Origin of the sequence: Pluralibacter gergoviae ATCC 33028 = NBRC 105706 (genome assembly GCF_001598855.1) — a bacterium.
Classification (GTDB): Bacteria; Pseudomonadota; Gammaproteobacteria; order Enterobacterales; family Enterobacteriaceae; genus Pluralibacter; species Pluralibacter gergoviae.
In genome coordinates, this window is the sequence record NZ_BCZS01000020.1 from 1 (window position 1) to 25240 (window position 25240).

A 25240-nucleotide genomic window follows, 5' to 3' on the forward strand; every position below is an offset into this window, starting at 1 on the left:
CGAGTAATCCTCCCGGATGCACCATCTCTTACTTGATACGGCTTTAGCAGCAGTATCAAAATCTGCAGTAAAGTAAGTTTCCCGATGCATCCGTAGCTCAGCTGGATAGAGTACTCGGCTACGAACCGAGCGGTCGGAGGTTCGAATCCTCCCGGATGCACCATATCTCTCCTTGATAACAGCGAATGCCGTTATTGAATAGAGCTGAAGCAGTAGGTTCAGCACCAGGGAGGATAGCGTTGCTTTAGCAACGACCCTTAGGGCGAGGCGCAGCCGAGTAATCCTCCCGGATGCACCATATCTCTTACTTGATACGGCTTTAGCGGCGGTATCAATATCAGCAGTAAAGCAAGTTCCCCAATGCATCCGTAGCTCAGCTGGATAGAGTACTCGGCTACGAACCGAGCGGTCGGAGGTTCGAATCCTCCCGGATGCACCATATCTCTTCTTGATACGGCTTTAGTGCAGTATCAAAATCTGCAGTAAAGTAAGTCTCCCGATGCATCCGTAGCTCAGCTGGATAGAGTACTCGGCTACGAACCGAGCGGTCGGAGGTTCGAATCCTCCCGGATGCACCATATCTCTCCTTGATAATAGCAAATGCCGTTATTGAATGGAGCTGAAGCGATAGGTTCAGCTCTGGGGAGGATAGCGTTGCTTTAGCAACGACCCGTCGGGCGAGGCGCAGCCGAGTCATCCTCCCGGATGCACCATATCTCTTCTTGAAAAAATCACGCACCGCTTCCTGATTTCGTTTCTGTTTCTGCGGATATCTAATCGCAATCACCCCCCTTTTGTGACTTTTGATGCCAAACCTTTGTGTCAGGCGCATAATGCCTTGGCATCTTTCTGATTTACGGCTAATTTATAGCAGTTAACGCTCTGTTTTCAGATAGCAAGGAGAGAAATCCATGAAATGGTTTAAATCTGCCTGCGCATTTGGCGCCGCTGCCGTTGTGGCAGTATCCCTGGCGGGCTGCGCGGGCTCTTCAACGAAGGAAAGTACCGGCGGCTTTATTGATGACTCCGTCATTACCACCAAAGTGAAATCCCAGCTGCTTGCTGATAAAGAGGTCAAATCCTCAGAAATTAGCGTTGTCACCTTTAAAGGACGCGTCCAGCTGAGCGGCTTTGTCTCTTCTCAGAAGATTGCCAACCGCGCGGTGGAGATCACCCGCAACGTTAACGGCGTGCGCGTCGTTGAAAACGATATGCAGATTAAGTAACGTCAGCAAATCAACAACAAAGGCACCTGACGGTGCCTTTGTTGTCTCTGGCGGCAGCGACAAGCGGCGGCGTTTGAGCTAAAGTAATCATCCGCTAAAACGCAGCAGGGGAAGCGATGTACGACCGTTACGCAGGACTGATTTTCGACATGGATGGCACCATCCTGGATACCGAGCCGACTCACCGCCAGGCCTGGCGCGAGGTGCTCGGTCGTTACGACATGCGCTTTGACGAGCAGGCCGTGGTGGCGCTGAACGGTTCTCCGACCTGGCGCATTGCCCAGGCCATTATCGAGCTGAACAGCGCCCGTCTCGATCCTCACCTGTTGGCCCGCGAAAAAACCGATGCGGTAAAGGCGATGCTGCTGGACACCGTGCGTCCGCTGCCGCTGATTGAGGTGGTAAAAGCCTGGCACGGGCGTCGCCCGATGGCCGTCGGCACCGGCAGCGAGCGCGCCGTGGCCGAAGCGCTGCTTAAACATCTGGGCTTGCGCGAGCTGTTCAGCGCGGTGGTGACCGCTGACGACGTTGAGAACCACAAGCCGGCACCGGACACCTTTTTACTCTGCGCCGAGCGTATGGGCATTGCGCCGGAACGCTGCGTGGTGTTTGAAGATGCCGACTTCGGCCTGCAGGCGGCCCGCAGGGCGGGGATGGACGCCGTGGATGTTCGCCTGCTGTGACCGATGCGCTGGGGCTGGCGTCTATGCTTACCAGCAGCTTTCTCAGCGCCACGCTGCTGCCGGGCAACTCCGAAGTCGTCCTGACCGGAATGCTCATCGCCGGCGTCAGCCAGCCGTGGTGGCTGGTATTAACCGCAACAATCGGTAATAGCCTTGGTGGGGTAACTAACGTTATCCTTGGACGCCTGTTTCCACAGCGGAAGAACGTCCGCTGGCGGGAAAAGGCGGAGGGCTGGCTGAGACGCTACGGCCCTGCCACACTATTACTAAGCTGGCTGCCGGTGATAGGCGATCTGCTCTGCCTGCTGGCAGGCTGGATGCGCCTCTCCTGGGGGCCGGTGCTCTTTTTCTTATGCCTTGGAAAGGCGCTGCGCTATGGGGCTATTGCTATCGTAACGCTACAGGGTATGACGTGGTGGCAATAATTGGACTGATTGTGACCTTTGGGGCCTGCGAGCAGGCTCTTACGCATTAACCATTACAATTATGCTTAATACAATGATTTCGACAGGCGGGAGGTCAATTTGATCCCGGACGTATCACAGGCGCTGGCCTGGCTGGAAAAACATCCTCAGGCCGTAAAGGGGATCCAGCGCGGTCTTGAGCGCGAAACGCTGCGCGTAAATGCAGATGGCTCACTGGCGACGACCGGTCACCCGGACGCCCTCGGCGCGGCGCTGACCCATAAATGGATAACTACCGACTTTGCCGAAGCATTGCTGGAATTTATTACGCCGGTAGACGGCGACATCAATCATATGCTCACGCTGCTGCGCGACGTACACCGCTTCACCGCACGTAATATCGGCGATGAGCGGATGTGGCCGCTTAGCATGCCGTGCTACATCGCCCCCGGCCAGGAGATTGAGCTGGCCCAGTACGGTACCTCGAATATTGGTCGTCTGAAGACGCTGTATCGCGAAGGCCTGAAGAACCGCTACGGCGCGCTGATGCAGACGATCTCCGGCGTCCACTACAACTTCTCCCTGCCGATGGCGTTCTGGCAGGCGAAGTGCGGCGTTGAGAGCGCAGAGCAGGGCAAAGAGGCGATCTCCGCGGGCTATTTCCGCCTGATCCGCAACTACTACCGCTTCGGCTGGGTTATCCCGTACCTGTTCGGCGCCTCGCCGGCCATCTGCTCGTCGTTCCTGCAGGGTAAAAAGACGACGCTGCCGTTCGAGGAGACCGAAGGCGGCATGTACTACCTGCCGTACGCCACCTCCCTGCGCATGAGCGATCTGGGCTATACCAATAAGTCGCAAAGCAATCTCGGTATTACCTTTAACGATTTGCACGGCTACGTGGCAGGATTGAAGCGGGCGATTAAAACGCCGTCGGAGGAGTTTGCCCGCATCGGCGTAGAGAAAGACGGTAAGTACCGGCAGATCAACAGCAACATCCTGCAGATCGAAAACGAGCTGTATGCCCCTATCCGACCCAAGCGCGTGACCCGCAGCGGCGAAACGCCGTCGGACGCGCTGCTGCGCGGCGGCATCGAATATATCGAAGTCCGCTCGCTGGACATCAACCCGTTCTCGCCGACCGGCGTGGACGAGCAGCAGGTGCGCTTCCTCGACCTGTTTATGGTCTGGTGCGTGCTGGCGGATGCGCCGGAGATGAGCAGCGACGAGCTATTGTGTACCAAAACCAACTGGAATCGGGTGATTCTGGAAGGGCGCAAGCCGGGGCTGACGCTGGGCATCGGCTGCGAAACCGCGCAGTTCCCGCTGGCGCAGGTCGGCAAGGATCTGTTTGCCGATCTCAGGCGCGTGGCGCAGACGCTGGACGGTATTGAAGGCGGCGACGCCTACCAGCAGGTGTGCGACGAACTGACGGCAAGTTTCGACAATCCCGATTTAACCTTCTCTGCGCGCATTTTGCGCGCTATGCTTGAAGACGGCATTGGCGGCACCGGCAGGGCGCTGGGCGATAAGTACCGGACAATGCTGCGGGAAGAGCCGCTGGAGATTTTACGCGAAGCGGATTTTGTTGCCGAGCGCGAAGCGTCGCGGGTGCGTCAGCGTGAGATTGAGGCGGCGGATAGCGAGCCGTTTGCAGCGCTGGTCGCCCGGCACGCCTGACAGAAAAGAAAAAGGCCACATCACTGTGGCCAAACTTTCATCTCTGAAAACAGGGATGATGATAACAAATGCGCGTCTTTCATATACTGAGACTCGCCCGGGAACAAAGAGTTCAGTTTATTTTAAAAAAAATCACGCTCTTCAGCTGTTTTTCCCTCCTGCCCCTGGTCGGCAAGGGAACATGAAGAGTTCGGAGGAGACAAAATGCCGTTACTTGATAGCTTTACTGTCGACCATACCCGAATGGAAGCGCCCGCCGTTCGCGTGGCCAAAACCATGAACACGCCCCACGGCGACGCAATCACGGTATTCGACCTGCGCTTCTGCATCCCGAATAAAGAAGTGATGCCGGAGAAGGGCATTCATACCCTTGAGCACCTGTTCGCCGGCTTTATGCGTAACCACCTCAACGGCGACGGCGTTGAGATCATCGATATTTCGCCGATGGGCTGCCGCACCGGCTTCTACATGAGCCTGATCGGGACGCCGGATGAGACCCGCGTGGCGAAGGCCTGGAAAGCGGCGATGGAAGACGTGCTGAAGGTCAAGGATCAGAACCAGATCCCCGAGCTGAACGTCTACCAGTGCGGTACTTACCAGATGCACTCCCTGCAGGAAGCGCAGGACATTGCCCGCCACATCATCGAGCACGACGTGCGCGTCAACAGCAATGAAGAGCTGGCGCTGCCGAAAGAGAAGCTCCAGGAACTGCACATCTAGTTCCGGCGCCGCTGCCCGGCGCGTCCTGCGCCGGGTGAGTTCTGTCGATGACCGCGACCTTAACCTTCTCCTTCAGCGAACGTCCGCTGGTTCCCTTTGCCCATGATTACGCGCACGGCGACGCCGAGCCCTGGCACCAGCACGACTGCGCCCAGCTGCTGCATATTCTCAGCGGCGTCGTCAGGGTTGAAACGGCGGCAGGCTACTGGGTAGTGCCGCCGGGGCGCGGCGTCTGGCTACCGGCGGGAACGCCGCACGCCCTGCGAATGACCGGCCAGGTGGCCGCCAGAACGCTGTTTATCGATCCCCTGGCCCGCGCGTGGCTGCCGGTAAGTTGCCAGATCGTGCAGATTGCGCCCCTGCTGCGCGAGCTAATTGTTGCCGCGCTCGATCTGGAGGAGCGCTACGCGCCCGGCAGCCGGGCGGAGCGCATCTACGAGCTGATCCTTGACGAAATTCGCCTCATGTCGGTGCTGCCGTTCGGTCTTCCCGAGCCGGAGAGCCCCGCGCTGCGCCGGCTCTGCCAGCAGGTGCGCGATAATCCCGGCGAGGCGTGGGGCAGCGCCAGGGCCGCGCTGGCGGCGAATATCAGCGAGCGCACGCTCAACCGCCGCTTCCGCCAGCAGACGACGCTGAGCTGGAGCGAGTGGGTTCGGCGGGCAAGGCTGATGGAGGCGCTGGTGCGGCTCGCCCGCGGGGAGCCGGTGCTGAGGGTGGCGCTGGATCTCGGCTACGGTAGCCACAGCGCCTTCACGGCCATGTTTCGCCGGGTGATGGGCGTCTCACCCAGCGATTACTTTCATCACGACTAGGGCGCGTCGCCCGCCGCGTTGAGCAGGGCCTGCAAAGAGGCGCGGGCAACATCGCTGTCGATGCCGACCCCCCAGCGGCTGCTGCCGTCGGCCCGCAGGCAGCGGATATAGGCCACCGAGCGGCTGTCGCTGCGCTCCCCGAGCGTATGCTCATGGTAGTCGCGAATCACCACGCTTTGGCGCAGCAGTCCGCCCAGCGCCGCGGCGGCGGCGGAAAGCAGCCCGTTGCCTTTTCCTTCCAGCCTCCGGGTCTGAGCGCCGACGGCAACCGTCGCCTTCAGCGCCAGTTCGCCGTTGTTCAGGCTCTCGCTGGTGTACTGCCGCAGCGCCAGCGCCGGTTCCGGGATCAGACCATATCGCGCCCGGAACAGCTGCCAGAGCGCGCTGTGGGTCATCTCGCGGCCGTGGGTATCCGTTTCCCGCTGCACGTGCTGGCTGAAGTCCTGCTGCAGCCCGCGCGGCAGCCTGAGGCCGTGATTCTGCTCGATAAGCCAGGCGCTGCCGCTTTTGCCCGACTGGCTGTTGACGCGGATCACCGCCTCATAGCTGCAGCCGATATCCTGCGGATCGATGGGCAGATAGGGCATATTCCAGCGTTCGCCGGGCCTGCGGGCATCAAATCCTTTCTTAATCGCATCCTGATGCGAGCCGGAGAAGGCGGTATAGGCCAGGCTGCCCGCCCAGGGATGGCGCGGATGAACCGGCAGCTGGTTACAGGCTTCCACCACCTCGACGACGCGGCGCATATCATCAAAGCGCAGACCCGGGGAGATACCCTGGCTGTAGAGGTTCATGGTCAGCGTCACCAGGCAGACGTTGCCGGTGCGCTCGCCGTTGCCAAACAGGCAGCCCTCGACGCGATCGGCCCCGGCCATCAGGGCCAGTTCGGCGCTGGCGACGCCGGTACCGCGATCGTTGTGCGGATGAACGCTGATGCAGACATCCCGGCGGCGGGAGAAATGGCGGCAGAAATACTCTATCTGATCGGCGTACACGTTGGGCGTACTCACCTCCACGGTGGCAGGCAGGTTGACGATCATCGGCCGGTCGACGCCGGGCTGCCAGACGTCGGCCACCGCCTCGCAGATCTCAAGGGCGAAATCCGGCTCGGTAAAGCAAAACGTCTCCGGTGAGTACTCATACTGCCAGCGGGTCTGCGGATACTGGTCGCACTGCTGGCGGATAAGCTGTGTAGACCTGACGGCGAGATCGACGATCTGCGCCTTATCCATGTTAAACACCAGCTCGCGAAACAGCGGAGCGGTGGCGTTATAGAGGTGAACCGTTGCGCTGCGGGCGCCGCGCAGGGCGTCAAAGGTGCGCAGGATCAGCGACTCCCTGGCCTGGGTCAGCACCTGGATCGTCACATCATCGGGAATGCGCGCCTCATCAATCAGCTGGCGCACGAAATTAAAGTCGGTCTGCGAGGCCGACGGAAAGGCGACCTCGATCTCTTTAAAGCCGCAGCTCAGCAGCAGGTTCCAGAACTGCAGCTTGCGCTCGCCGTCCATCGGCTCCGCCAGCGCCTGATTGCCGTCCCGAAGATCGGTTGACAGCCAGCGCGGGGCCTGGCGCAGCGCGTTGTCCGGCCAGCGGCGGTCCGGCAGACTTATTTTTTCACTGGGGCGGTATTTATTCGCGGGGTTATTGAGCATGGTCTTCTCCTGTTGTCCGCTTTTATCCTCACCCGCGGGCGCGGCCGCCGCTTTAGCAAAGCGGACAATTGCTGGCGAAAAATGGACAAAAAAAAGCCCTCTTCGCAAAGAGGGCCCGGAGATCTAGTGCGCGCCGCTGCCGCCTCCTCCGGCGCCGAACGGCGGTCTGGCAAACCACACCAGCGTCAGCAGCACCAGGAAGACGCCCGCCGACATCCAGAAAATCTCGTTGGCGGAGATAATCAGCCCCTGATTGGTGATCTGCTGCGCTATCCAGCCGGAGGCCTGCTGCTGCGACATCCCCATGCCTTCAAGCTGGCTGTACATCCGCTGCGCGTCCGGCGCATAGGGCGTCACCGACTCCGTCAGATGCACGTGATGCATCGCCTCGCGGTTGGTCCACATGGTGGTCGTTATCGACGTACCGATAGAACCTGCCAGCGTACGGGTGAAGTTCGACAGGCTCGACGCCGCCGCCAGCCGCTCCGGCGGCAGGCCGGAGAGGGTAATGGTGGTCAGCGGCATAAAGAAGCAGGCCACCGCGAAGCCCTGGATAAACTGCGGCCACGCCGAGGCGCCGAAGTCCATGCCCGGCTCAAAGGTGTAGGCGCGCCAGTAGAAGCAGACCGCGTACATGATAAAGCTGAAGGTCACCAGCCGGCGCATGTCCAGCTTGTGGGCAAAGCGGCCAATGATCGGCGATAGCAGTACCGGGATCACGCCCACCGGCGCCGAGGCAAGCCCGGCCCAGGTCGCCGTATAGCCGTACACCTCCTGCAACAGCTGCGGCAGCAGCACGATAGCGCCGAAATAGAGCATATAGGCGAGGCTGATGCACAGGCAGCCGATGGTGAAGTTGCGCGACTTAAACAGCGACAGATCGACAATCGGGTGCTCGTCGGTCAACTCCCAGACGATGAGGAAGCTCAGGGCCACCACCGCCACGATGGTGAGAACGATAATCTCCGTCGAGTTGAACCAGTCCAGCTCCTTGCCGCGGTCGAGCATCACCTGCAGACAGCCGATGCCCACCACCAGCAGCCCCAGCCCCACGGCGTCAATGCGCCGCTGCTCGGTGCGGGTTTCCCGCCCGCGCAGGGTTTGCAGGGCGAGCAGGACGACCACTGCGCCGATAGGCACGTTGATAAAGAAGATCCAGCCCCAGTGGTAGTTATCGCTGATGTAGCCGCCGAGGATCGGCCCGCAGATAGGGGCCACGATCACCGTCATCGACCACAGCGCCAGCGCCACCGAGCGCTTGGCGGGCGGATAGTTGCTCAGCAGCAGGCTCTGGGAGAGCGGGATCAGCGGCCCGGCGACAATACCCTGAATGACGCGAAAGAAGATAAGCATCGTCAGGCTGCTGGAGACCCCGCAGGCCCAGGAGGCGATGGCAAAGGCCACCGTCGACCACAGAAACAGCTTCACCTCGCCGACGCGCTTGGCCAGCCAGCCGGTAATGGGGATCGAGATGGCGTTCGCCACCCCGAACGAGGTAATAACCCAGGTGCCCTGGCTCAGGGAGGAGCCGAGGTTACCGGCGATAGTCGGGATCGCCACGTTGGCGATCGTCGAGTCCAGCACCTGCATGAACGTCGCCAGCGACAGCGCAATGGTCATGATGACCAACTGCGCCCCCTCCAGCGGTTTTTGCTGTTGCATTGCGTTCACCTCGGGTTAGCCGGCGTTGGCCTTCACGATACCGTCGATCAGCGCGTTAACCGGGCCGAGGCTGATTTCGCGGGCGTTACTTTCATAGGCCGGGGTGCTGCGCACCTGCGTCGCCAGCATTTTACCGTCGCGCTGGCTGGTATTGACCTTCACCAGCGTTGACAGACCAATGCGCAGCGGATGCTTCGCCAGCTGCTGCTCGTCAAGCTCGACGCGTACGGGCAGGCGCTGAACCACCTTGATCCAGTTGCCGGTGGCGTTCTGGGCGGGCAGCAGCGAGAAGGCGCTGCCGGTGCCCATATCGAGACCGACCACTTTGCCTTTGTACTCCACGTCGTCGCCGTAGATATCGCTGATTACCGTCACCGGCTGGCCGATGCGCATATGCGCCAGCTGGGTCTCTTTAAAGTTGGCGTCGACCCACAGACGGGTGGCCGGCACCACCGCCATCAGCGGCGTGGTCGGGCTGATCTGGGCGCCCGGCTGCACCGAGCGGCGCGAGACGTAGCCGGTCATCGGGCTGACGATTTTCGTCCTCTGCAGGGCAAGCCAGGCGTCGCGCACCTGCGTTGCCGCCTGCTGCACCGCAGGCTGGTCTTCAAGTCGGGTATTGAGGATCATCGCCTGGTTGGCGTTGTACTGCTGAACGGCGACATCGAGCTGGGCCTGGGCGCTGGCAACCGCATCGCGGGCGTGCTGCAGCTCCTCGCGGCCAATCAGATTGGCGGTGCCGAGGGGAATGCGGCGCTGAAGATCGGTTTCAGCCTGCGCCAGATCCGTTTTTCTCAGCTCGATATTCGCCTGCAGCTGCTTGCTGTTGATCATCAGCTGCCGGGTCTGGCGCACGCTGGAGGCCAGCGCCGTCTGCGCTTTTTCAAATGCCTGCTGGGCGTCGGTAGGATCGAGAGTGACCAGCACGTCGCCCTTTTTCACAAAGTCGGTGTTTTCCGCCCACACTTTGGTGACGCTACCGGAGACCTGCGCCATGATCTGCACCTGATTCCCCGCCACGTAGGCATCGTCCGTCTCTTCGTAATGACGAAGCACTAAAAACCAGTAGATACCGTAAGCCACTGCAATTAAAACAAAGAGTAGGGTCAGCAGGAGAAGAAGGCCCTTGCGCTTGCCTTTCTTCTTCGCCGGTTGCTGCGGGGGTTGAATCTCCGCATTAGCGCTCATGTTGTTCTCCACTTTCTTATTATTTCACATCGGCTTCGCCGAGCTGTTTTCGTCAGACAGGCCAGCAGTTTTGCGACTGCTGGCCTGTCAGGTTTCTTATTTTTTTCTAACGAGTGAAAGCGTTACGTGCTTAGCTGAGAGCGTCCATTACCACGCCCTCTTCTTCCATCTGGTCGAGGCGAAGCAGCAATTTGCGGGTAATCTGTTCGAGCTGCTCTTTTTCACTGCTGCTCAGGGAGGACCAGAGTTCATGCAGGCAGCTGTGCTGCGGCGGCAGAACCTCTTCGAGGAACTGCTGGCCCTTTTCCGTAAGCTGCAGGTGCAGGCAGCGGCGATCGTTGTCGCTTTCGCGGCGCTCGATCCAGCCGCGCTTCTCCAGCTCATCGGCAATACGGGTGGCATTGGTGCGGGAGGAACCCAGGGCACAGCTTAGCTCAGAGGGCTGAATGCTGCGGTTTTCCAGCAGCTTGCCCTGCATGTGCATGCACAGGCGGGTGAGCAGAATTTCCTGATAAGGGAAGTCTTCCTGGCGGCTGGCGCGGAATTTAAGCATTTGTTCAATGGGTGTAAATGAACTGTCCATTTGGCATAACCTCATTAATTTCAGTCGATATAGTAACTACGGTTACAAATAAAGTAAATGAATTAATATGAGGTTATGCATTTCAGGAATGGCTAGGTCATATCGTCCTGCCGGTGGTAGCCGCGCCACCACACCAGCAGGTTGAGTACGGCAATGGTGCCGCCCGTCAGGCAGACGCCCGCCCATCCCGCACGTTGCCATGCCCACGCCGACAGCAGCGAGCCCACGGCGCCGCCAATAAAGTAGCAGGTCATGTAGCTGGCGGTAAGGCGATTGCGGGCCTCCGGGTGGGTGCGATAAATCACCGTCTGATTGGTGATGTGCACCCCCTGAACGGTGAGGTCCAGCGCCAGAATGCCGACGATCAGCGCCAGCAGCGAGGCGTGTCCCCACCAGATAGCGATCCACGATAGCAGCAGCAGGAGCAAGGCGCCGGTGGTCGTCAGATGGGCGCGGCCTTTGTCTGCCTGAACGCCCGCCGGGCGTGCTCCGAGGGCGCCGGCGGCTCCCGCAAGGCCAAACAGGCCGATGGTACTTTCAGAAAAATGCCAGGGGGCCCCCGCCAGTAAAAAAGCCATTGAGGTCCAGAGAATGCTGAAGTTGGCAAAGGACAGGCAGCCGAGCAGCGCCCGGGTGCGCAGTACCCCGTTGGTTGCAAAGAGGGTAAATACTGAGCCGAGGATCTGCGGATAGCTGAGCTGTGTTTCCTGTTTGCTTTTCGGAAGGCCGCGCCACAGCGCCAGAGCCATTACCGCCATCAGCGCGCTGGCGACCCAGTAAACGGTCCGCCAGCCGCCGAGGTCGGCCAGTACCCCGGCCACGGTACGCGCCAGCAGAATGCCCAGCAGCAGGCCGCTCATGATGGTGCCCACCACGCGCCCGCGCTGCGCCGGGGCGGCGAGGGTAGCCGCCAGCGGCACGAGGATCTGGGCAACGACCGAGAACAGCCCGGTGAGGGCGGTGCCGAGCAGCATCATCGATAGCGAATGGCTGCTGGCGGTGATAAGCATCCCGCCCGCCGCCAGCAGGGTCATCACCACGGTCATCCGGCGGCGTTCGAACATATCGCCCAACGGCACCAGAAACAGCAGCCCGGCGGCATACCCGAGCTGGGCGGTGGTCACGATAAAGCCGGCCTGGCCGGGCGAGATGGCCAGGGCGCGGGCGATGGTATCGAGCAGCGGCTGGGGATAGTAGTTGCTGGCCACCGCGAGGCCGGTGGCGACGGACATCAGGGCGATAAGCGTCGGGCTAAGCCCGTGGGCAGTTTTTTTCATGGCGGAACGTGAGGTGTTTTTTTACAGGTGCTTAATCATAACGACGGCGGACGGAAATGAGGAAATTGTCGTGTGTCGGATAGTGCACAGGGACATCATGGTCTCCGGGCGTTTTTGGCGGGCTTCTCGCTAACAAAAAGAGAGGAGCCCCCGCGGGCTCCCTGATAAATGGCGAGGCGCTGCGAGAAATTTACTTCTGCGCCGCCAGCGCTGTTTTCACCCAGCCGTCAAACACCTGCTGGTGGGCGCCGATCCAGCCGTCAACGTGCTCATTGATATCCGCTTCCGAGGCGTGCCCCGCGTGCATCATGGCGTTTTCGGCGTTGATGTCGGCCAGCGGCAGCTTCATGATGGCGAACAGCTTCGCCGCCGCCGGGTTCTTCTCCGCCCAGGCTCGGTTAGCGACAATGCGCTCGCTGTTGACCGGGAAGCCGTAGTTCTTGCCGTTGGGCAGCGTGGTGTCGATATCCTTCTGCTTGCCGGGCATCGAGGAGTAGGGCACCTCTATCCACACCACGTCTTTGCCCGGCTTGAGGATGTCGCTGACCCAGTACGGCGTCCAGGTGAAGTAAAAGATCGGTTTTCCCTCTTTATAGCGGGCGATGGTGTCCGCCATCATCGCCGCGTAGTTGCCCTGGTTGGCGGTAACGGTATTGCTCAGCCCGTAGGCCGCAATCTGGTGGTTGATAACATCGTCGCAGCCCCAGCCCGGCGTACAGCCGACGAGGTCCGCTTTGCCGTCGCCGTTGGTATCAAACAGCTTCGCCAGCGTCGGATCCTTTAGCTGGTCGATTTTAGTGATGTGATACTTATCGGCGGTTTTTTTATCGATCAGATAGCCCTGCGCGGCGCCGGTGACGTACTCCCCCTCGCGGTAGAAGACTTTATCGCCGCCGGCGGCGGCATACATGTCGTCATGCAGCGGCGCCCAGTTGACCGCCATAAAGGTCACGTCGCCGGCTGCGACGGAGGTATAGGCGACGTTGTAATCCACTTCGCTGGGCTTCTCCACGGTGTAGCCGAGCTTCTCAAGGGCGCGGCTGACCAGCAGCGTCTGAAAGGTCTCTTCCGAAATGTTGCTCTGCGCCGGTTTGACGGTAATGCCTTTGCCTGGCAGGTCGGCCGCAAGGGCGCTGGCCGAAAGCAGCGCGCCAAGCGCCGCGGTGAAAACTATTCTGTATCGCATCGGGGTTCCTTCATGCTGGTCAGGAGAGGGCGGGCGCGGCTGCCCCGCACGGTAAACAGTCGAACGAGGAGTCCTGCGGGGCCGGTGGCGTACCAGCGGCGGCTGCCGCGGCTGCGGGCGTCGCGGCCGACGGCCTGGGTCAGGCGGTCGAGCATAATGGCCAGAATGACGATCCCGACGCCGCCGACCGAGGCCAGGCCCATGTCGAGGCGGCCGATGCCGCGCAGCACCATCTGGCCGAGGCCGCCGACGGCGATCATCGAGGCAATGACCACCATCGACAGGGCCAGCATCAGGGTCTGGTTGACGCCGGCCATGATGGTCGGCATCGCCAGCGGCAGCTGCACCTTGAACAGCATCTGGCGCGGGCTGGCGCCGAAGGAGCGCGACGCCTCAATCAGGTCTTCAGGCACCTGATTAATGCCGAGAATGGTCAGGCGCACGATGGGCGGCAGGGCGAAGATAATGGTCACCACCACGCCGGGCACGTTGCCGATGCCGAACAGCATCACGATGGGCACCAGGTAGACAAACGCCGGGGTGGTCTGCATGGCGTCGAGCAGCGGCCGGATAATCTTTGCCGCCCGCGGGCTGCGCGCCAGCCAGATGCCGAGCGGCAGGCCGATGGCCACGCAGAACAGCATCGAGGTGAGTACCAGCGCCAGGGTCACCATCGCCTGGGACCAGGCGCCGATAGCGCCAATCGCGATCAGCGAAATTACGGCCGCAATGCCCATGCCCGCGCCGCCAAGCTGCCAGGCGATGAGGCCAAAGACGGCGAGCGCGACGGGGACGGGCATGCCCGTCAGCAGGTTCTGAAAGGCGCTGAGAATGTAGTCGACGGGCACGCGGATGCCCTGGAATACGGGGCGAAAGTGGGTGACTATCCAGTCGATCCCCTCCGTCACCCACCTGTCGAGCGGGATCAGCGTCTTGTGGAACGGATCCATGATATTGAAGTGTTCCGGCTCGGGAGGCGGGGCGCTGTTGAGCCAGCTGCTGCCGTCGGCGGGTGCCGGCGCGGAGGTGCCCCAGGCATCGGCGGACTGCGGGGCGGAACTGCTATCGGTTGTCCACGGAGTAGCGTTATCGGCCATTGTTGATTGTCCTCTAGCGACCTAAAGCCTGCAAAAGCATACGTTTGGAGATAGTGCCGACATACTGCCGCCGCTCGTCGATGACCGGCACCGCGCAGGGCGCCTGTCCGACGTGCGAAATAAGTTCGCTGAGGGCGGTTTGCGCATCGACGGCCCTCGGTTCGCTAAGCAGCGCGGCGCTGATGTCCTGCCCGGCGGCGAGGGCGGCTTTCAGGGAGTCAATGGAGACGGTGCCGACAAACTGATTGCCGCGTTCAATAACGTAGCCGTAGTCCCTGTCCGCATCCTGGAGCAGCTTCAGCGCCGAGCGCGGGCCGAGGCCGGGCGTCCGGCGTATAATGCGCGCGGGCTGGCGGCGGGCAATATCCTTCGCGCTGAACACCTGGCTGATGTCGACGCCGCGGAAAAAGGTGCGCACGTAGTCGTTGGCGGGATTATTAAGAATGTCGTCCGGCGTGCCGACCTGGACGACTTCGCCGTTTTGCATAATGGCGATCCGGTCGCCGATGCGCATCGCTTCATCAAGATCGTGAGAAATAAAAACAATGGTGCGCTGATGCCGCGCCTGTAATTTCACCAGCTCATCCTGCATCTCACAGCGAATTAACGGATCGAGGGCCGAAAAGGCCTCATCCATAAGTAATATATCTGGATTAATCGCCAGCGCCCTTGCCAGGCCGACGCGCTGCCGCATCCCGCCGGATAATTCATCCGGCCAGGCGTGGGCGTAATTTTCAAGACCTACCTGTCGCAACGCATCCAGCGCCTTATTCTGTCGCTCTTTCAGCGGGATCCCGGCGAGCTCCATGCCGAATGCCGTATTATCCAGTACACTCATGTGCGGCATTAAGGCAAATGACTGGAAGACCATCGCGATCTTTTTTCTGCGCACCTCGCGCAGTTCATCCTCGGATATTTGGGATATATCGACGCCGTCAATCAACACCTGCCCGCGGGTGGGCTCAATCAGGCGGTTGAAAAGCCGCACCATAGTGGACTTACCGGAGCCGGAGAGCCCCATGATGACAAAGATCTCGCCCTCATTAATGGCCAGGCTGGCGTCTTTGACGCCGAGCGATAGCCCCGTTCGCTCGAGGATTTTTTCTTTCGAGAAACCTTGTTCAATATATTTAAAGGCGCGCTGAGGATGCTCGCCAAATACCTTATAAAGGTTTTTGACCTCTAGTTTAATTGCCATTAGATGACATCGCCCTGTTATTTTATATTGTCGGAGTTGTGCCCAATTTAAATAATTGGCTAGAAATACACTAGCATATTCAAAAGCGGAAGAAACCCTCAGTTTTCTTATGTCGGGAAAGTCGTTAAGCAGAAAAAATGTCGTTTTCGCTGAAAAATTCCTTCGTCAGTGATTTAATTGCTTAATTTATATATCAAAAAAATTTCCTGGGAAATAAGCTGATCACGCTATCAATAATGTCTTTGCAGCCGGCTGGACGCAATCAGATATGTACTGGTCGTATTGGGGCGGGGTCTGAAAATATATAAAAACCTATATTTTGTGTGGCTATTTTCTTGCTGCGCTTTGGGCCGCCGTCGGAAAAAAGAAAGGAGCCGCGGCGGGCTCCTTTGCAAACTGTCGGGGCGCTAAAAGCGTTATTTCTGCGCCGCCAGGGCCGCTTTCACCCAGCCGTCAAACTGCTGCTGGTGGGCTTTGATCCAGCCGTCAACGTGGTTGTTGATGTCCGCTTCCGACGCGTGGCCGTCGTGCATCATGGCGTTTTCGGCGTTGATATCGGCAATCGGCAGCTTCATCAGCGAGAACAGTTTCGCCGCCGCCGGGTTTTTCTCCGCCCAGGCTTTGTTAGCGACGATATGCATGGTGTTGACCGGGAAGCCGTAGTTCATGCCGTTAGGCAGTTTGGTGTCGATATCCTTCTGCTTGCCCGGCAGCGAGGAGAACGGCACCTGCAGCCAGACCACGTCTTTGCCCGGCTTCAGCACGTCGCTCACCCAGTAGGGCGTCCAGGTATAGTAGAGCACCGGCTTGCCCTCTTTATAGCGGGTGATGGTATCGGCCATCATCGCCGCGTAGTTGCCCTGGTTATGGACCACGGTTTTGCTCAGGCCGTAGGCGTCAATCTGGTGATTGATGACCGCCTCGCAGCCCCAGCCCGGCGTACAGCCGGTCAGATCGGCTTTACCGTCGCCATTGGTGTCAAACAGCTTCGCAATCTTCGGATCTTTCAGCTGGTCGATTTTGGTGATGTGGTACTTTTCGGCGGTTTTCTTGTCAATCAGATAGCCCTGGGCGGCGCCGGAAACGTAGGTGCCCTCGCGGTAAAACTTGTTATCACCGCCGGCGGCGGCATACATATCGTCGTGCAGCGGCTGCCAGTTGGTGGCGATAAAGGTCGCGTCGCCGGAGGCGATAGAGGTGTAGGCGACGTTGTAGTCAACTTCGCTCGGCTTCTCGACGGTGTAGCCGAGCTTCTCAAGAGCGCGGCTGACCAGCCGCGTCTGGAAGGTCTCTTCCGAAATGGTGCTCTGGGCAGGCTTGACGGTGATGCCCTTGCCGGGCAGATCGGCCGCGAAAGCGCTGGTGGAGACAAGGGTCGCAAACGCTGTGGCAAAAAGTACGCTATGTCGCATCGTTATTCCTTCTTTGTGGTGGGACGCTGCGGGCCGCGAGGCCCGCAATCGTTATTTAATGAACGGACGGGTAAGCAGTCCGGCGGGGCCGGTGGTGTACCAGCGGCGGCTGCCGCGGCTGCGGGAGTCGCGGCCGACGGCCTGGGTCAGGCGGTCGAGGATAATCGCCAGAATGACGATCCCGACGCCGCCGACCGAGGCCAGGCCCATGTCGAGGCGGCCAATGCCGCGCAGCACCATCTGGCCGAGGCCGCCGACGGCGATCATTGAGGCGATCACGACCATCGACAGGGCCAGCATCAGGGTCTGGTTGACGCCCGCCATAATGGTCGGCATCGCCAGCGGCAGCTGCACCTTGAACAGCATCTGGCGCGGGCTGGCGCCGAAAGAACGCGAGGCCTCAATCAGATCCTCCGGCACTTGGTTGATGCCGAGAATGGTCAGGCGCACGATGGGCGGCAGGGCGAAGATAATGGTCACCACCACGCCCGGCACGTTGCCGATGCCGAACAGCATCACGATGGGCACCAGGTAGACAAACGCCGGAGTAGTCTGCATGGCGTCGAGCAGCGGCCGGATAATCTTCGCCGCCCTGGGGCTGCGCGCCAGCCAGATGCCGAGCGGCAGGCCGATGACGATGCAGAACAGCAGGGCGGTCAGCACCAGCGCCAGGGTCACCATCGCCTGGGACCAGGCGCCGATAGCGCCGATCAGGATCAGCGATACCAGCGACGCCACGCCCATACCGGCGCCGCCAATCTGCCAGGCGATAAGCGTGAACACCACGATAGCCACCGGCGCGGGCATTCCCAGCAGCAGGTTCTGGAAGGCGCTGAGGATGTAATCGATCGGCACGCGGATGCCCTGGAATACGGGGCGGAAGTGGGTAACGATCCAGTCGATGCCTTCGGTCACCCACCTGTCGAGCGGGATCAGCGTCTTGTGGAACGGATCCATGATGTTGAAGTGTTCCGGCGCGGGCGCCGGGGCGCTGTTGAGCCAGTCGGCGCCGCCGTCGGCCGGCGCGGCCGTGGACGAGCCCCAGGCATCGGCAGACTGCGATGCGGTATCCGCCGCCTGCTCGCTGCCCCACGGATTAGATTGATCGGTCATTGTTTGCCCCCTCGCGGTCTAAAGCCTGCAGCAGCATCCGTTTGGAAATGCTGCCGATGTACTGTTGCTCTTCGTCGATAACCGGCACCGCGCAGGGTGCCTGGCCGACGTGCGAGAGCAGCTCGCTGAGCGCAGTCTGCGCATCCACCGCCTGCGGCTCCGGGAGCAGCGCGGCGTCAATGCCCTGTTCTGCGGCCAGCGCGGCCTTCAGAGAGTCAATGGAGACAATGCCGACAAATTTGTTACCGCGTTCGATAACGCAGCTGTATTCCCGATCCTCATCCTGCAGCAGCTTGAGCGCCGAGCGCGGGCCGAAACCCGGCGTGCGGCGAATAAGGCCTGCGGGCTGGCGGCGGGCAATATCTTTGGCGCTGAACACCTGGCTGATGTCCACGCCGCGAAAAAAGGTGCGCACGTAGTCGTTGGCCGGATTATTGAGAATTTCATCCGGCGTACCGACCTGGACGACTTCGCCGTTTTGCATAATGGCGATCCTGTCGCCGATGCGCATCGCTTCATCGAGGTCGTGGGAAATAAACACCACGGTGCGCTGATGCCTGGCCTGCAATTTCACCAGCTCATCCTGCATCTCGGTGCGAATTAACGGATCGAGGGCCGAAAAGGCCTCATCCATTAATAAGATATCGGGATTAATCGCCAGCGCGCGGGCGAGACCAACGCGCTGCCGCATCCCGCCGGATAATTCATCCGGCCAGGCGTGGGCGTAATTTTCAAGCCCTACTTGTCGAAGCGCATCTAATGCTTTTTCTTTGCGTTCCTGTGGTGATATTCCCGCTAACTCCATGCCGAACGCAGTATTATCCAGTACGTTCATGTGCGGCATTAGCGCAAATGACTGAAAGACCATCGCGATCTTTTTTCTGCGCACCTCGCGGAGTTCTGCGTCTGATATTCTGGCGATATCGACGCCGTCAATCAGCACCTGCCCGCGGGTGGGTTCAATCAGGCGATTGAGAAGGCGTACCATGGTGGATTTGCCGGACCCGGAGAGCCCCATGATGACAAATATCTCGCCTTCTTCAATGGCCAGAGTGGCGTCTTTTACGCCGAGCGATAGGCCCGTTTTTTCAAGGATTTGCTCTTTCGAGAGCCCCTTTTCAATATATTTGAAAGCGCGCTGCGGATGCTCGCCAAATATTTTATAAAGGTTTTTTACTTCTAATTTAATTGCCATGCAATAAGGTGTTTCCTGTTATTTGATGGTGTCGATAAAATATCCAATATAAACAATTGACTGGCCATACCCTAACATACTCAGATTCTGAGGCAACCCTCAATTTGCTTATGGAAGCGTCTGGAGATAAGGCTTGACTGGACTTATGCCGCATCACAGAAGGGAATTTTCTGGATCTACAACGTTAATTTTTTGGCCAAAAAAAGCGTCGCCGGAAGGGATTTTTCTGTCAATCTGCGGTTATTGTGACAACGCCAGGCGGCGAAAGTGAGGGTGTATTTTTCTGGCGCGCCGGTGAAATATCAAATAATTATTGGGGGGAAATAGGCGATATATTTCCCCGCTCATCATCAGAAATTCCAGTCCTCGTCTTCGGTCTCCACCGCTTTTCCCATCACGTAGGAGGAGCCGGAACCGGAGAAGAAATCGTGGTTCTCATCGGCGTTGGGCGACAGGGCGCTGAGGATAGCCGGATTCACTTCCGCCATCTCCGCCGGGAACAGCGCCTCATAGCCGAGGTTCATCAGCGCCTTATTGGCGTTGTAGCACAGGAACGCCTTCACGTCGTCTTCCCAGCCGCTGCCGGCGTACAGCGCTTCAGTGTAGGCCAGTTCGTTATCGTAGAGGTCCATCATCAGGTCGAGGGCGAAGTTTTTCAGCGCCTCCCGCGTTTCCGGGGTCTCCTTCTCCAGCCCGCGCTGGAACTTGTAGCCGATATAGTAGCCGTGCACCGCCTCGTCGCGAATAATCAGCCGGATAAGATCGGCGGTATTGGTCAGCTTGCCGCGGCTCGACCAGTACATCGGCAGCCAGAAGCCGGAATAGAAGAGGAACGATTCGAGGAACACGCTGGCAATCTTCTTCTTCAGCGGCGCGTCGGCGGCGTAGTGCTCCAGCATCAGCCGGGCCTTGCGCTGCAGCGGGCCGTTCTCTTCGCTCCAGGCATAGGCCGCGTCCACATCTTTGGTCTGACACAGCGTCGAGAATATCGAGCTGTAGGAGCGGGCGTGCACCGCCTCCATAAAGCTGATGTTCGACATCACCGCCTCTTCATGCGGGGTGATGGCGTCCGGCATCAGCGACGGCGCGCCCACCGTATTCTGAATGGTGTCGAGCAGCGTCAGGCCGGTAAATACCCGGATGGTGAGCTGCTGCTCGGCGGGCGTCAGCGTCTGCCATGCGGGGATATCGTTGGACAGCGGTACCTTCTCCGGCAGCCAGAAGTTGCTGGTCAGGCGGTTCCACACCTCCAGATCCTTATCGTCCTCAATTTTGTTCCAGTTGACGGCGCTGATGCGCGACAGGCGGTTCATCCTCTCTTTCTCCTTACAGCGCGCAGGACACGCAGCCTTCAATTTCGGTGCCTTCGAGCGCCATCTGGCGCAGGCGGATGTAGTACAGCGTCTTAATGCCTTTTTTCCAGGCGTAGATCTGCGCTTTATTGATATCGCGGGTGGTGGCGGTGTCCGGGAAGAACAGGGTCAGGGACAGTCCCTGATCGACGTGCTTCGTCGCCTCGGCGTAGGTGTCGATGATCTTCTCCGGGCCTATCTCGTAGGCGTCCTGGTAGAGCGCCAGATTATCGTTATTCATAAACGGCGCCGGGTAGTAGACGCGGCCGGTCTTACCCTCTTTGCGGATCTCAATCTTCGACACGATCGGATGGATGCTGGAGGTGGCGTGATTGATGTAGGAGATGGAGCCGGTGGGCGGCACCGCCTGCAGATTCTGGTTGTAGATCCCGTACTGCATCACATCATCGCGCAGCTGCTGCCACATGGCGCGGTCCGGCAGGGCGATCCCGGCGCGCGTGAACAGGGCGCGCACTTTTTCCGTCTTCGGCTGCCAGTCGCCTTCCAGATACTGGCGGAAGTATTCCCCGCTGGCGTAGCGCGACTGCTCGAAGCCCGCGAAGCGCCGGCCGCGCTCGCGGGCAAGCTGCATTGAGGTATGCAGCGCGTGCCAGGTGATGGTGTAGAAGTAGAGGTTGGTAAAATCGAGCCCCTCGGGACTGCCGTAGGCGATGCCTTCCCGCGCCAGGTAGCCGTGGAGGTTCATCTGCCCAAGCCCGATGGCGTGCGAGGCGGCGTTGCCGGTCTCGACCGAGGGCACCGAGCGGATATGGCTCATATCCGACACGGCGGTCAGGCCGCGCACGGCGGTGGCGACGGTGCGGGCGAAATCCGGCGAGTCCATGGTGTGGGCAATGTTCAGCGAGCCGAGGTTGCAGGAGATATCCCGCCCGGTTTCCGCGTAGTCCAGGTTCTCGTCAAAGGTGGAGGCGCTGTTGACCTGCAGGATCTCCGAGCAGAGGTTGCTCATGTTGATGCGTCCGGCAATCGGGTTAGCGCGGTTGACCGTGTCTTCAAACATGATGTACGGATAGCCGGATTCAAACTGGATCTCGGCCAGGGTCTGGAAAAAGTCGCGGGCGTTGATGTAGGTTTTACGCACCCGCGCATCGGCCACCAGCTCGTCGTACAGCTCGCTGACGGCGATGTCGCCAAACGGCTTACCGTACAGGCGCTCCACGTCGTAGGGCGAAAACAGCGCCATCTGCGCGTTCTCTTTCGCCAGCCGGAAAGTCACGTCCGGGATCACCACGCCGAGCGACAGGGTTTTAATGCGGATCTTCTCATCGGCATTTTCGCGCTTGGTATCGAGGAAGCGCAGAATATCCGGATGGTGGGCGTTGAGGTAGACCGCCCCCGCGCCCTGGCGCGCCCCCAGCTGGTTGGCGTAGGAGAAGGCATCTTCCAGGAGCTTCATCACCGGGATGACGCCGGAAGATTGATTTTCGATACGCTTAATCGGCGCGCCCGCTTCCCGTAGATTCGACAGCAGAAGCGCCACGCCGCCGCCGCGCCTGGAGAGCTGCAGGGCGGAGTTTATCGCCCGGCCGATGGACTCCATATTGTCCTCGATGCGCAGTAAAAAGCAGGAGACCAGCTCCCCGCGCTGCTGCTTGCCGCAGTTGAGGAAGGTCGGCGTCGCGGGCTGGAAGCGGCCGGCGAGGATCTCGTTGGTGAGCCCGCGCGCCAGGGTCTCATCGCCCTGCGCCAGGGTCAGCGCCACCATTACGGTGCGGTCCTCAAAGTGTTCGAGGTACTGCGTTGCGTCGAAGGTCTTCAGCGTGTAGCTGGTGTAAAACTTCCACGCGCCGAGGAAGGTCTGAAAGACGAAACCGCTGGCGTGAGCGTGGGCAAACAGATCGACGACGAACGCGCGGGAGTAGCGGGCCAGCACCTTAGCATCGTAATAGCCCTCGGCCACCAGCCAGTCGAGGCGGGCGTCCTGGTTGGCGAAGGTGCGCGAATTGGGCCGCACGTGACCGGCCATAAACGCCGCCACGGCCTCGGCGTCTTTTTCAAACTGAATGCGGCCCGCCTTATCGTACAGATTGAGCATCGCATTGAGGGCGTGGTAGTCGGGCGCGGACGGGGTCACGCGCTCTGCGGTGATTGTTGCCAAAATTCGCTTACTCCTTTTCGCACATTGTCGATATCGCGCGGGGTGCCCATCAGCTCGAAGCGATACAGGCAGGGCACGGCGCATTTTTGCGAGATAACGTCGCCGGCGCGGCCATAGGCCTCGCCGAAATTGCGGTTTCCTGAGGCAATCACGCCGCGAATGAGGGCGCGATTGTGGGGATCGTTTAAAAAGCGGATCACCTGGCGGGGGACGGCGCCTGCGGTGCCGCCGTAGCCGTAGCTCGGCACGATCAGAATATAGGGCTCGTCAACCCGGATGCGCTCCCGTTCGTTGAGGGGAATGCGGATCGCCGGCAGCCCCAGGCGCTCGATAAAGCGCAGCGTGTTTTCGGAGCTGCTGGAGAAAAAGACGAGGGTGCTCATGCAATCGCCGCGGCGTCCGGACGCAGGCGGTTGATCATGTCCGGACGAAATCCCGACCAGCTGGTTTCACCGGCGACCACCACCGGCAGGGAGCGGAAGCCCTGGGCGCGCAGCGTATCGGCGGCATCGGGATGATGGTCGACATTCACCATTTCAAACGCAACGCCTCTGGACTCCATGGCCCGTTTGGTGGCGTGGCACTGTACGCAGTCGTTTCGAGTGTAAATAGTAATGCGCATGATTCGTATTTCCGTTTAAAATGACAATGCGGCGCAAAAAGCGCGTCGGTCGTCGTGGTTGGTCTTCGAAAGGAATACTAGATGTAGTTGATAAAAAACTCAACCATACAATATATAGATTTTTGCGGAATTTTTTCCCCGCGGACGATCGCCGCGGGGGAGCGGGTTTTGTCTTCCCCGATCACTGGCGCATGCCGATCGCCAGGCGGTTAAAAGCGTTCATTAAGCTGACGGCGAAGGTCAAATCACTCACCTCCTGCGGGCTGAAGCACGCCTCCAGCGGCAGGTAAACGGCATCTTCGGCGCGGCAGCGGGCGATATCTGTCAGATCCTCCGCCCAGGCCAGCGCCGCCCGCTCGCGCTCCGAGAAGCGGTGGCTTACGCGCCATCCCGCGAGGGCGTCCAGTTTGGCCTGATCAATGCCGCGCTTGCGCAGCGCGCTGCTGTGCATTTCCAGACAGAACGCGCAGCCGTTGATCTGCGATACGCGCAGGTAGATCAGTTCAATCAGTTCACCGCCAAGCGCGCTCTTCTCCAGCGCTTTCTTGGCCTGAATAAAGCCGCTATAGGCCTCCTGGCTCAGCTCATGGTACGGCTGACGTAAATTGCTCATCATTTTCCTCCCGTTAAGTTGGCGCCAATGTAACACTATAATGGACTGTAAAAGAGGGCCATATTGCGGATGAAAAAGCAGACCATAAAAAGCGAAAGCGGGCCGCGCTACCGGCGCATAGCCCGCCAGCTGAAGGCGGCCATCGACGACGGCACGCTGGCGCCGGGCAGGCGGCTGCCGTCCAGCCGGATTTTCGCCCAGGAGCAGGGCGTATCGCGCGCGACGGTGGAGGCCGCCTACGGCGAACTGGTGGCCCAGGGCTGGCTGGAGCGTAAAGGCCAGGCGGGCACCTTCGTCAGCGACCGGCTGGTGGGCAGAGCTCCGGCGGCGATGCCGGCGCACGCGGCGGCGGCCGCCGTCGGGCCGCGTCCGTTTCAGCTCGGTCTGCCGGCGCTGGATCTCTTTCCCCGGGCGCTGTGGGCAAAGGTGATGGGGCGGCGGCTGCGTACCTGGACCCGGACCGATCTCGCCTTTGGCGACGCGGCGGGAGAACCGGCCCTGCGGCAGGCTATTGTCGACTACCTGCGCGTGTCCCGCAGCATTGAGTGCCGGGCGGAGCAGGTGTTTATCACCAGCGGCTACCGCGCCTCGCTGGCGCTACTCTTCAGTACCCTGGCGCAGCCGGGAGACGCCATCTGGATGGAAGATCCCGGCTACCGCTTTATTCGTCCGACCGTTACGGCCTGCGGACTGCGCCTGCATCCGGTGCCGGTTGATGAGGAGGGCCTGAACGTCGATGCCGGGATACGCGCCGCCGGTGATGCCCGCTTTGCGCTGCTGACACCGGCCCATCAAAGTCCGCTGGGCGTAGCGCTGTCGCTGCCGCGCCGCCGACAGCTGCTGGCCTGGGCCGCGCGTAAACAGGCCTGGATCATTGAAGATGACTACGACAGCGAGTTCCGCTATCGCGGCAGGCCGCTGCCGCCGCTGAAAAGCCTCGATGCGCCGGAGCGGGTCATTTATGCCGGGACCTTCAGCAAGTCGCTGTTTCCGGCGCTGAGGGTCGCCTGGCTGGTGGTGCCTCCGGCGCTGGTGGAGAGGTTTCGCCCGCGCGCGGACTGCAGCGTGCCGACGCTTTGCCAGCTGGCGCTGGCGGATTTTATGCAGCAGGGGCACTTCTGGCGGCACCTGAAAAAGATGCGCCAGCACTATGCGCAGCGGCGGCGCTGGCTTGAGCAGGCGCTGGCGGAGCAGGGGTTCGCCGTCTCTTCCGCTAAGGGCGGCATTCAGCTCTTGCTGCCGGTAGAGGGCGATGACAGGGCGCTGGCGCAGCGCGCGCAGGACGCGGGGCTGGCGGTCCAGGCGCTAAGCGACTGGCGGATTATGCAGGAAGGCGCGGACGGATTACTGGTGGGTTTTACCAATATTACCGGGGAAGAGGAGGCGCAGCGCCTGGCGGCAATGCTCGGCGCTGCGCTGGGGCTCCGGCAGCCGCAGGGCTGACGG

At 60.3% G+C, this 25240-nt stretch carries 23 protein-coding genes and 3 tRNA genes; 10 read left to right on the forward strand and 16 right to left on the reverse strand.

From position 1 onward, the window contains the following. Positions 1 to 86 precede the first annotated feature (86 nt). From ENGE1_RS18000 to ENGE1_RS18040, 9 genes are all read left to right on the forward strand, one after another. Positions 87 to 163, forward strand: a tRNA-Arg gene (locus ENGE1_RS18000). Between the two features lie 199 nt (positions 164 to 362). Further along, a tRNA-Arg gene (locus ENGE1_RS18005) sits at positions 363 to 439 on the forward strand. Between the two features lie 62 nt (positions 440 to 501). Further along, positions 502 to 578: transfer RNA gene (locus ENGE1_RS18010), tRNA-Arg, on the forward strand. A gap of 333 nt (positions 579 to 911) precedes the next feature. Beyond that, positions 912 to 1226, forward strand: a complete 315-nt coding sequence (locus ENGE1_RS18015; protein ID WP_048253323.1) for a BON domain-containing protein — start codon at positions 912 to 914, stop codon at positions 1224 to 1226. Positions 1227 to 1342: 116 nt separating this feature from the next. Continuing rightward, positions 1343 to 1909 carry a fructose-1-phosphate/6-phosphogluconate phosphatase gene (yqaB, locus tag ENGE1_RS18020; RefSeq protein WP_045289776.1) on the forward strand — a complete coding sequence of 189 codons (567 nt, stop codon included), beginning with the start codon at positions 1343 to 1345 and terminating at the stop codon, positions 1907 to 1909. Further along, complete coding sequence (locus ENGE1_RS18025; protein WP_043082332.1) at positions 1906 to 2334, forward strand: YqaA family protein; 429 nt, start codon at positions 1906 to 1908, stop codon at positions 2332 to 2334. Before yqaB ends, ENGE1_RS18025 begins: the two co-directional genes overlap by 4 nt. Positions 2335 to 2433: 99 nt before the next feature. Further along, positions 2434 to 3990 carry a glutamate--cysteine ligase gene (gene gshA, locus ENGE1_RS18030; protein WP_048285149.1) on the forward strand — a complete coding sequence of 519 codons (1557 nt, stop codon included), beginning with the start codon at positions 2434 to 2436 and terminating at the stop codon, positions 3988 to 3990. 204 nt (positions 3991 to 4194) lie between these two features. Next, entirely contained in the window at positions 4195 to 4710 is a 516-nt protein-coding gene (gene luxS / locus ENGE1_RS18035) for an S-ribosylhomocysteine lyase (RefSeq protein WP_043082334.1), read from the forward strand. A 47-nt stretch (positions 4711 to 4757) separates the two neighbouring features. Next, the gene (locus tag ENGE1_RS18040; RefSeq protein WP_043082335.1) at positions 4758 to 5522 is read left to right on the forward strand and encodes an AraC family transcriptional regulator; all 765 of its coding nucleotides are present in this window, start codon (positions 4758 to 4760) and stop codon (positions 5520 to 5522) included. Here ENGE1_RS18040 and leuA read toward each other — a convergent pair. The 16 genes from leuA to ENGE1_RS18120 form a co-directional block, all read right to left on the reverse strand. After that, positions 5519 to 7177, reverse strand: a complete 1659-nt coding sequence (gene leuA / locus ENGE1_RS18045; protein WP_048253321.1) for a 2-isopropylmalate synthase — start codon at positions 7175 to 7177, stop codon at positions 5519 to 5521. The genes ENGE1_RS18040 and leuA overlap by 4 nt on opposite strands. A 123-nt stretch (positions 7178 to 7300) precedes the next feature. Then, entirely contained in the window at positions 7301 to 8839 is a 1539-nt protein-coding gene (gene emrB, locus ENGE1_RS18050; RefSeq protein WP_064360664.1) for a multidrug efflux MFS transporter permease subunit EmrB, read from the reverse strand. Between the two features lie 15 nt (positions 8840 to 8854). Further along, entirely contained in the window at positions 8855 to 10027 is a 1173-nt protein-coding gene (gene emrA / locus ENGE1_RS18055) for a multidrug efflux MFS transporter periplasmic adaptor subunit EmrA (RefSeq protein ID WP_045289770.1), read from the reverse strand. 130 nt (positions 10028 to 10157) lie between these two features. Further along, complete coding sequence (gene mprA / locus ENGE1_RS18060; protein WP_064360665.1) at positions 10158 to 10610, reverse strand: transcriptional repressor MprA; 453 nt, start codon at positions 10608 to 10610, stop codon at positions 10158 to 10160. A 92-nt stretch (positions 10611 to 10702) separates the two neighbouring features. Next, positions 10703 to 11887 carry an MFS transporter gene (locus tag ENGE1_RS18065; RefSeq protein ID WP_048253320.1) on the reverse strand — a complete coding sequence of 395 codons (1185 nt, stop codon included), beginning with the start codon at positions 11885 to 11887 and terminating at the stop codon, positions 10703 to 10705. A 190-nt stretch (positions 11888 to 12077) separates the two neighbouring features. After that, a complete protein-coding gene (gene proX / locus ENGE1_RS18070) occupies positions 12078 to 13073 on the reverse strand; it encodes a glycine betaine/L-proline ABC transporter substrate-binding protein ProX (RefSeq protein ID WP_048253319.1) in 996 nt (331 codons plus the stop codon). Then, positions 13058 to 14170 carry a glycine betaine/L-proline ABC transporter permease ProW gene (gene proW, locus ENGE1_RS18075; protein ID WP_048253318.1) on the reverse strand — a complete coding sequence of 371 codons (1113 nt, stop codon included), beginning with the start codon at positions 14168 to 14170 and terminating at the stop codon, positions 13058 to 13060. The genes proX (ENGE1_RS18070) and proW (ENGE1_RS18075) overlap by 16 nt, the downstream gene beginning before the upstream one ends. Positions 14171 to 14183: 13 nt before the next feature. Continuing rightward, entirely contained in the window at positions 14184 to 15368 is a 1185-nt protein-coding gene (gene proV, locus ENGE1_RS18080) for a glycine betaine/L-proline ABC transporter ATP-binding protein ProV (RefSeq protein WP_048253317.1), read from the reverse strand. Positions 15369 to 15784: 416 nt separating this feature from the next. Further along, positions 15785 to 16780: a glycine betaine/L-proline ABC transporter substrate-binding protein ProX gene (proX, locus tag ENGE1_RS18085; RefSeq protein ID WP_048253316.1), complete on the reverse strand. Its 996-nt coding sequence runs from the start codon at positions 16778 to 16780 to the stop codon at positions 15785 to 15787. Positions 16781 to 16831: 51 nt separating this feature from the next. Further along, positions 16832 to 17893, reverse strand: a complete 1062-nt coding sequence (proW, locus tag ENGE1_RS18090; RefSeq protein ID WP_043082344.1) for a glycine betaine/L-proline ABC transporter permease ProW — start codon at positions 17891 to 17893, stop codon at positions 16832 to 16834. After that, a complete protein-coding gene (gene proV, locus ENGE1_RS18095) occupies positions 17877 to 19088 on the reverse strand; it encodes a glycine betaine/L-proline ABC transporter ATP-binding protein ProV (RefSeq protein ID WP_043082345.1) in 1212 nt (403 codons plus the stop codon). The genes proW (ENGE1_RS18090) and proV (ENGE1_RS18095) overlap by 17 nt, the downstream gene beginning before the upstream one ends. A gap of 350 nt (positions 19089 to 19438) precedes the next feature. After that, positions 19439 to 20401, reverse strand: a complete 963-nt coding sequence (gene nrdF, locus ENGE1_RS18100; RefSeq protein WP_045289755.1) for a class 1b ribonucleoside-diphosphate reductase subunit beta — start codon at positions 20399 to 20401, stop codon at positions 19439 to 19441. 13 nt (positions 20402 to 20414) lie between these two features. Continuing rightward, positions 20415 to 22559, reverse strand: a complete 2145-nt coding sequence (gene nrdE / locus ENGE1_RS18105; RefSeq protein ID WP_048253315.1) for a class 1b ribonucleoside-diphosphate reductase subunit alpha — start codon at positions 22557 to 22559, stop codon at positions 20415 to 20417. Then, entirely contained in the window at positions 22532 to 22942 is a 411-nt protein-coding gene (gene nrdI, locus ENGE1_RS18110) for a class Ib ribonucleoside-diphosphate reductase assembly flavoprotein NrdI (protein ID WP_043082349.1), read from the reverse strand. Before nrdI ends, nrdE begins: the two co-directional genes overlap by 28 nt. Further along, a complete protein-coding gene (gene nrdH / locus ENGE1_RS18115) occupies positions 22939 to 23181 on the reverse strand; it encodes a glutaredoxin-like protein NrdH (RefSeq protein ID WP_043082350.1) in 243 nt (80 codons plus the stop codon). The genes nrdI and nrdH overlap by 4 nt, the downstream gene beginning before the upstream one ends. A gap of 181 nt (positions 23182 to 23362) precedes the next feature. Then, positions 23363 to 23794, reverse strand: a complete 432-nt coding sequence (locus tag ENGE1_RS18120) for a carboxymuconolactone decarboxylase family protein (protein WP_048253314.1) — start codon at positions 23792 to 23794, stop codon at positions 23363 to 23365. A 69-nt stretch (positions 23795 to 23863) separates the two neighbouring features. Here ENGE1_RS18120 and pdxR point away from each other — a divergent pair, with 69 nt between their 5' ends. After that, positions 23864 to 25237, forward strand: a complete 1374-nt coding sequence (gene pdxR, locus ENGE1_RS18125) for a MocR-like pyridoxine biosynthesis transcription factor PdxR (RefSeq protein ID WP_072065273.1) — start codon at positions 23864 to 23866, stop codon at positions 25235 to 25237. The last annotated feature ends 3 nt before the right edge of the window (positions 25238 to 25240 follow it).